The sequence below is a fragment of the Syntrophobacterales bacterium genome, from assembly GCA_019429105.1.
Lineage (GTDB): Bacteria > Desulfobacterota > Syntrophia > Syntrophales > UBA5619 > DYTH01.
This window is the reverse complement of sequence record JAHYJE010000075.1, coordinates 1-4,909: the sequence shown is the minus strand read 5'-3', so window position 1 is coordinate 4,909 and position 4,909 is coordinate 1. Positions and strand designations below refer to the sequence as shown.

Genomic DNA, 4,909 nt, shown 5'->3' with positions numbered 1-4,909 from the left:
CGCCGCCGATCTGATCAACCTTCAGCAAAACCGTATCATCATCGCAATCAATCCTTACCTCCCGGACAATCTGAAAATTGCCGGATGTCTCGCCTTTCAGCCAAAGGCTTTGGCGGGAACGGCTCCAATAATGGGCCTTGCCGGTTTCCAGGGTTTTTTGCCACGCTTCACGGTTCATGTATGCAACCATCAGCACGTCGCCCGTCTCACAATCCTGCACGACAGCGGGCACAAGCCCTTTCCCTTTTTCAAAATCTGGCTCAGTCATCCTTCCCCCATCTCAAATGAATATATTGCCGTCGTTTCCACCCCGGCAAAGAACGAGTCGCGCCTTATAGCCCACTGGATTTTACGGGGCAACCATTTTTAATAAAAATTTTCCCCGTAGAGCTGTTTGCTCAATCCGGTCAGGTCAGCCCATTTCATCGGTCCACCCTTGTCGGCCGGGAAACCTATCCCCCAGATCATCCCCACATCGATCATCCGGACATCCTCGACTATCCCACGCTCGAGAAGGCCCTTGCCGACCTGAACCATCGCGGTCAGAAGACCAGTCTGAATTTCCACTTCGCTCAGCTCCCGGGGAGGGCGTTTTTCAATCAGCGGCAAAACCTCGGGATCAACACTGCCGTCCTTCAAAAAGAACCCTTTCCCCGATTTTCTCAGGCCGAGCCGGCCCGCTTCAACGACATTCTTCAAGGTGTCCTGTTTAACCCCCATGCCGACAAAAACCTTGTAAGGAATGTCTATCCCCACCTCATCGGCAAGCCGGATCGGCCCCACCGGCATTCCAAAGCGGTTCATCGCCAGATCAATCTTCTCGATCGCATTACCCTCCTCGAGATACTTAAGCGCATTGGTGAAGTAAGGAAAGAGCAGCGCATTGACGACAAAACCGGCGTTATCCCGGCAAACAAGCGGCCGTTTCCTGATCATGCCGGCAAAATTGAGCAGGTTGTCAACCGTCTTGCGGCTGCTATTGTCGCCTTGAATTACCTCTACCAACTGCATCATCCAGACCGGGGAAAAGAAATGGAGACCGGCAAAGCGTTCATTATGGCGGACAAAAGGCGACATGGAGTTGATCGGAATGAAAGAGGTATTGCTGGCGATAAGGCAGTCCTCACGAACCACTTCGCACAGTTCTTCAAAAACCTGCTTTTTTACCGCGATCGCCTCGAAAACGGCCTCGATAACCATATCAACATTTTTGAATCCTTCGACATACTCCGAAACGGTTGTCAAGTGGGTCATGATTTCATCAACAGGCGCCTTCAGCCGTTTCTTTTCGGCCATCCCTGCGAGCGTCTTCCGGACAAAGTTCCTGCCCGGTTCCAATGCCTCGGGAATGTCCTTTACCAGAACGGGAAGGGTTGTGTGGCGGAGAATATCTATCACAATTCCCCGCCCCATGGTCCCGAATCCAAGAACCGCGGCGCTCCTCAACTGCTTCGGAACAAAACCTCCGGTCATCATCGCCCGGGGTTTATCCGTCATCCCCTTCAGAAAAAAGGTATTGATGCTGCCCTTGGCCTCCTTCGTCAAAACCACCGTGACGAAGTTGTCCCGTTCAATCTCCAGTCCCTTTTCAAGCGGCAGTTTTAATCCTTCCTGCATGGACTTCAGCGCCAGCAGCGGTGCGGGAAGTTCGCGCCCCCTCGTAACCTTCAGGATTCCCTCCCTCGCCAGCCCGGCCACGGTGTCTATCTGGGAGAATTTCTGCTCGGGTCTTTTGAGATCAGCCCTTCCCGCAATGATCTCTTCAAGAAAAACCTTCGCCGCGGAAAGGAGATCCGCATCAGCCGGAATCAGCCTGTCGATAATCCCCATCTCACAGGCCTTCGCCGCCGGCAGCATTGTCCCTTTCAGGATAAGCTCCATGGCCGGATAGCCAATCAGACGCGGCAGCCGCTGGGTGCCTCCCGCCCCCGGGAAGAGGCCGACGTTAATTTCCGGCAGACCGATGACAGTGGTATTTCCCTCCCTGGCAATCCTCGCCTGGCAGGCAAGCGCAAATTCCAGCCCTCCTCCGAGACAATGGCCATGGATTGCCGCAACGGTGGGAAATCTCAGCGCCTCCAACCGGGAAAATGAAGCATGAAAAATCTCAATTGTGCGGCGCGCCTCGTCGGCGTCGTCAATTTCTGCAATAAGCCTCAGGTTGGCGCCGGACAGAAAATTATCCGGTTTCCCGGAGATGAAGATGAGCCCGCGGAGACCATGGTCATCCTCAAGTTCGCGCATAATCGCGTCAAAATCCCTGAAAGCCTCCTCGGTCCAGGTATTCATCTTTTCGCCTGCGACATCAAAGACAATCACCCCTATCCCGGAGTCATCTATCTGCAGATTGAAGGCCTTGCCCATATTGGATATCTCCTCACTTTATTCTGCTATTGGTCAGATTTATCTGGCAGTCATCCTTATCGCCCCGTCAAGGCGGATGCACTCTCCGTTTAACAGGGAGTTTTCCAATATGTGCCGGACAAGCGCCGCGAATTCGGACGGTCTGCCGAGGCGTTTGGGGAAAGGCACCGTACCGGCCAGTTCCACCCTCACACTCTCCGGAAGCCCGGCCATCATCGGGGTGTCAATCAGACCCGGCGCAATCGCCATTACCCGGATGCCGTAATCGGCGCACTCCCTTGCGACGGGAAGCGTCATCCCAACCACGCCGGCCTTGGAGGCGCCGTACGCGGCCTGACCGATTTGCCCTTCAAAAGCGGCGACCGAAGCGGTATTGATGATTACCCCTCTTTCCCCCTCTGTATTAGGTTCATTTTTTGCCATCTGCTCGATGGCAAGCCTGGTTATGTTAAAGGTGCCAATCAGGTTTATATTGACAACCCTGGTGAAAAACTCAAGCGACAAGACGCCTTTTCTCGAAAGGATCTTCCCCGGATCGCCAACCCCGGCGCAATTGACGGCCACATTGATTGTCCCGAATGCCGCCACCGTCTTGCCGATAGCTGCCCTGCCGCTTTCGTCGCTGGTAACATCAGTGCGGACAAAAATAACATTCGGCCCCAGTTCAGCTGCGAGTTTTTCACCCCGCTCGGCAACGATATCAAAGATAGCCACCATTGCCCCCTGGGCAGCCAGCATTCGGACACAGGTCTCACCCATACCGGAAGCTCCCCCGGTAACAACAGCAATCGAATCCTCAATCTGCATCTGGTTTATCTCTCCTGAAAATTTTTATTATATGACGGTAAAAAATACGCCTCCTTACAATCTATTCTGACGGCGTCTGAGGTGGAAAATAAGGCGATATTGAAAAGAAGTCAACGTAAAAAACATAAAATCATGATTTTCGCCGCACCAGTTGCCGACATTCTACTGGGATACCAGATCTATAACCGTGATCTCAGGCGGGGCCAACAGGCGAACGGGCGGGCCCCAGACACCGGCCCCTCTGCTGACGTGCAGCAGCGATCCCCCGGAAAGATCGTAATTGCCGACGTGGTAAGGAAAGGCAAGTTTTGTAAGCAGATTGAAGAGAAACAGCTGCCCTCCGTGAGTATGCCCGGAAAGTTGAAGATCAAAAAATCCGACGGCGTTTTTTTCAACCTCAGGCCGGTGTTTTAGAAAAACCCGGAAATGGTTTTGGTTTGCCTGGGCAAGGATATCCCGGTCAGAAATACCCCCCCTGCCCTTCATGACGCCGCCGTGGTCATCAATCCCGACCAAATCCGCCGCTCCGGCGATCGTTGCCACCCTGCTGCGCAAAGGAATAAATCCGGCCTCATTCATAAATTCCAGCGCCTTATCAATGCCAAGATAAAACTCATGGTTGCCTGTAATAGCGAATTTTCCCCATTTTGGCACAATTTCGTTGAATTTGCGGGCAGCTTCATTAATATACGCGCCCCTGCCGTCCACAAGATCGCCTGTAGAAATGATAACGTCCGGGGCTGCCTCCCGAACGGCGCGAATGATCCCGGGAACATATTTATTCCCAACCGCCCCGACAATATGTACGTCGGAAATCTGGAGTATCCGTATTCGGCCAATTTCCTTTGGTACCTTCCCGGAATGGATAAGCAAAAATTCTGTCCGGAGACTGCGCGCCTCAAAGGAACCGTAAATTACCAGGATAACTGAGAGCACGGCAGGGATTACAAAACGCATGCCGGCAGTTGGAATAAAATTGCCTATATCCCGGTTGAATCTGCTTTGAACTGCCAGACAAATAAAATTATACAGTTCAACGACAAGGGAAACAACGCAGAAAAGCAGCAGGAAGGCCATCCAGTAATAGCCGATTATCGAAATGAAACGGGCAAAAAAATCGTATCCCCGCCTCTCCCCGAGGCGAATAATGAACGGAGCTGAAAACCCTGCCGCCAGCAGGAGAACAATGATCGCGCCAGCGCCGCCGCCCATGGAAACTGCCGCTCTGATCCTGAGAAAAAAAAGTAGGTGAAATCCGCCATAGGTCAACAGAAAAAATAAAAGAGAAAGCGTAACTGCTCAGGTAGCATTCTGACATGATCTACAGGATGAGCAGGATTATGGCAAGCCTGTAGTTTTGCCAGATAGAGGTCATCATGCTCAGCGAGGGTTCTGGCTGGCGAGCAAGTGCAGCTACGAGGTGTTGGCGGCAGGGATGAAGGGGTCTCCCGGAAAGACGCGGCGCAGGGCATCGAGGGCGTTGATGCCGTTCTTCCTGGCCGTGGAGACATAGCCGCGGATACGGCAGAAGTCCACGAGGGCGTCAAAGCTGCGGAAGGTGCCGGAGATCTTCTGCCGCAGCTTCATCATTCGCAGATCACGCTCCGCGAGGTTGTTGTCGAACGGGACCGAGAAGTCACGCATGAAGGCGAGGATGCCGTCGTGGTGGTTCCGGAATCGGTCGAGCAGGTTGCGGGCTTTACTCTGTTTGCGGCGGCCCCGGCGCTTTGGGCCGACC

General features: G+C 53.4%; 5 protein-coding genes. All 5 read right to left on the bottom strand.

Annotated features, from left to right (window positions below):
- On the bottom strand, positions 1–268 hold a 268-nt coding region (gene hisI / locus K0B01_14505), incomplete at its 3' end, for a phosphoribosyl-AMP cyclohydrolase (protein MBW6487353.1).
- Between the two features lie 98 nt (positions 269–366).
- Complete coding sequence (locus K0B01_14500; GenBank protein MBW6487352.1) at positions 367–2,364, bottom strand: enoyl-CoA hydratase/isomerase family protein; 1,998 nt, start codon at positions 2,362–2,364, stop codon at positions 367–369.
- Between the two features lie 39 nt (positions 2,365–2,403).
- The gene (locus K0B01_14495; GenBank protein ID MBW6487351.1) at positions 2,404–3,171 is read right to left on the bottom strand and encodes a 3-hydroxyacyl-CoA dehydrogenase; all 768 of its coding nucleotides are present in this window, start codon (positions 3,169–3,171) and stop codon (positions 2,404–2,406) included.
- Positions 3,172–3,333: 162 nt separating this feature from the next.
- Positions 3,334–4,383: a metallophosphoesterase gene (locus K0B01_14490; GenBank protein MBW6487350.1), complete on the bottom strand. Its 1,050-nt coding sequence runs from the start codon at positions 4,381–4,383 to the stop codon at positions 3,334–3,336.
- Positions 4,384–4,584: 201 nt separating this feature from the next.
- On the bottom strand, positions 4,585–4,909 hold a 325-nt coding region (locus K0B01_14485; GenBank protein MBW6487349.1), incomplete at its 5' end, for a transposase.

What these genes read in the sequence shown, in the direction of transcription:
- K0B01_14500 (MBW6487352.1), bottom strand. Translation starts at nt 2,364, where the DNA reads ATGGGCAAGGCCTTCAATCTGCAGATAGATGACTCCGGGATAGGGGTG.
- K0B01_14495 (MBW6487351.1), bottom strand. Translation starts at nt 3,171, where the DNA reads ATGCAGATTGAGGATTCGATTGCTGTTGTTACCGGGGGAGCTTCCGGT.
- K0B01_14490 (MBW6487350.1), bottom strand. Translation starts at nt 4,383, where the DNA reads ATGGGCGGCGGCGCTGGCGCGATCATTGTTCTCCTGCTGGCGGCAGGG.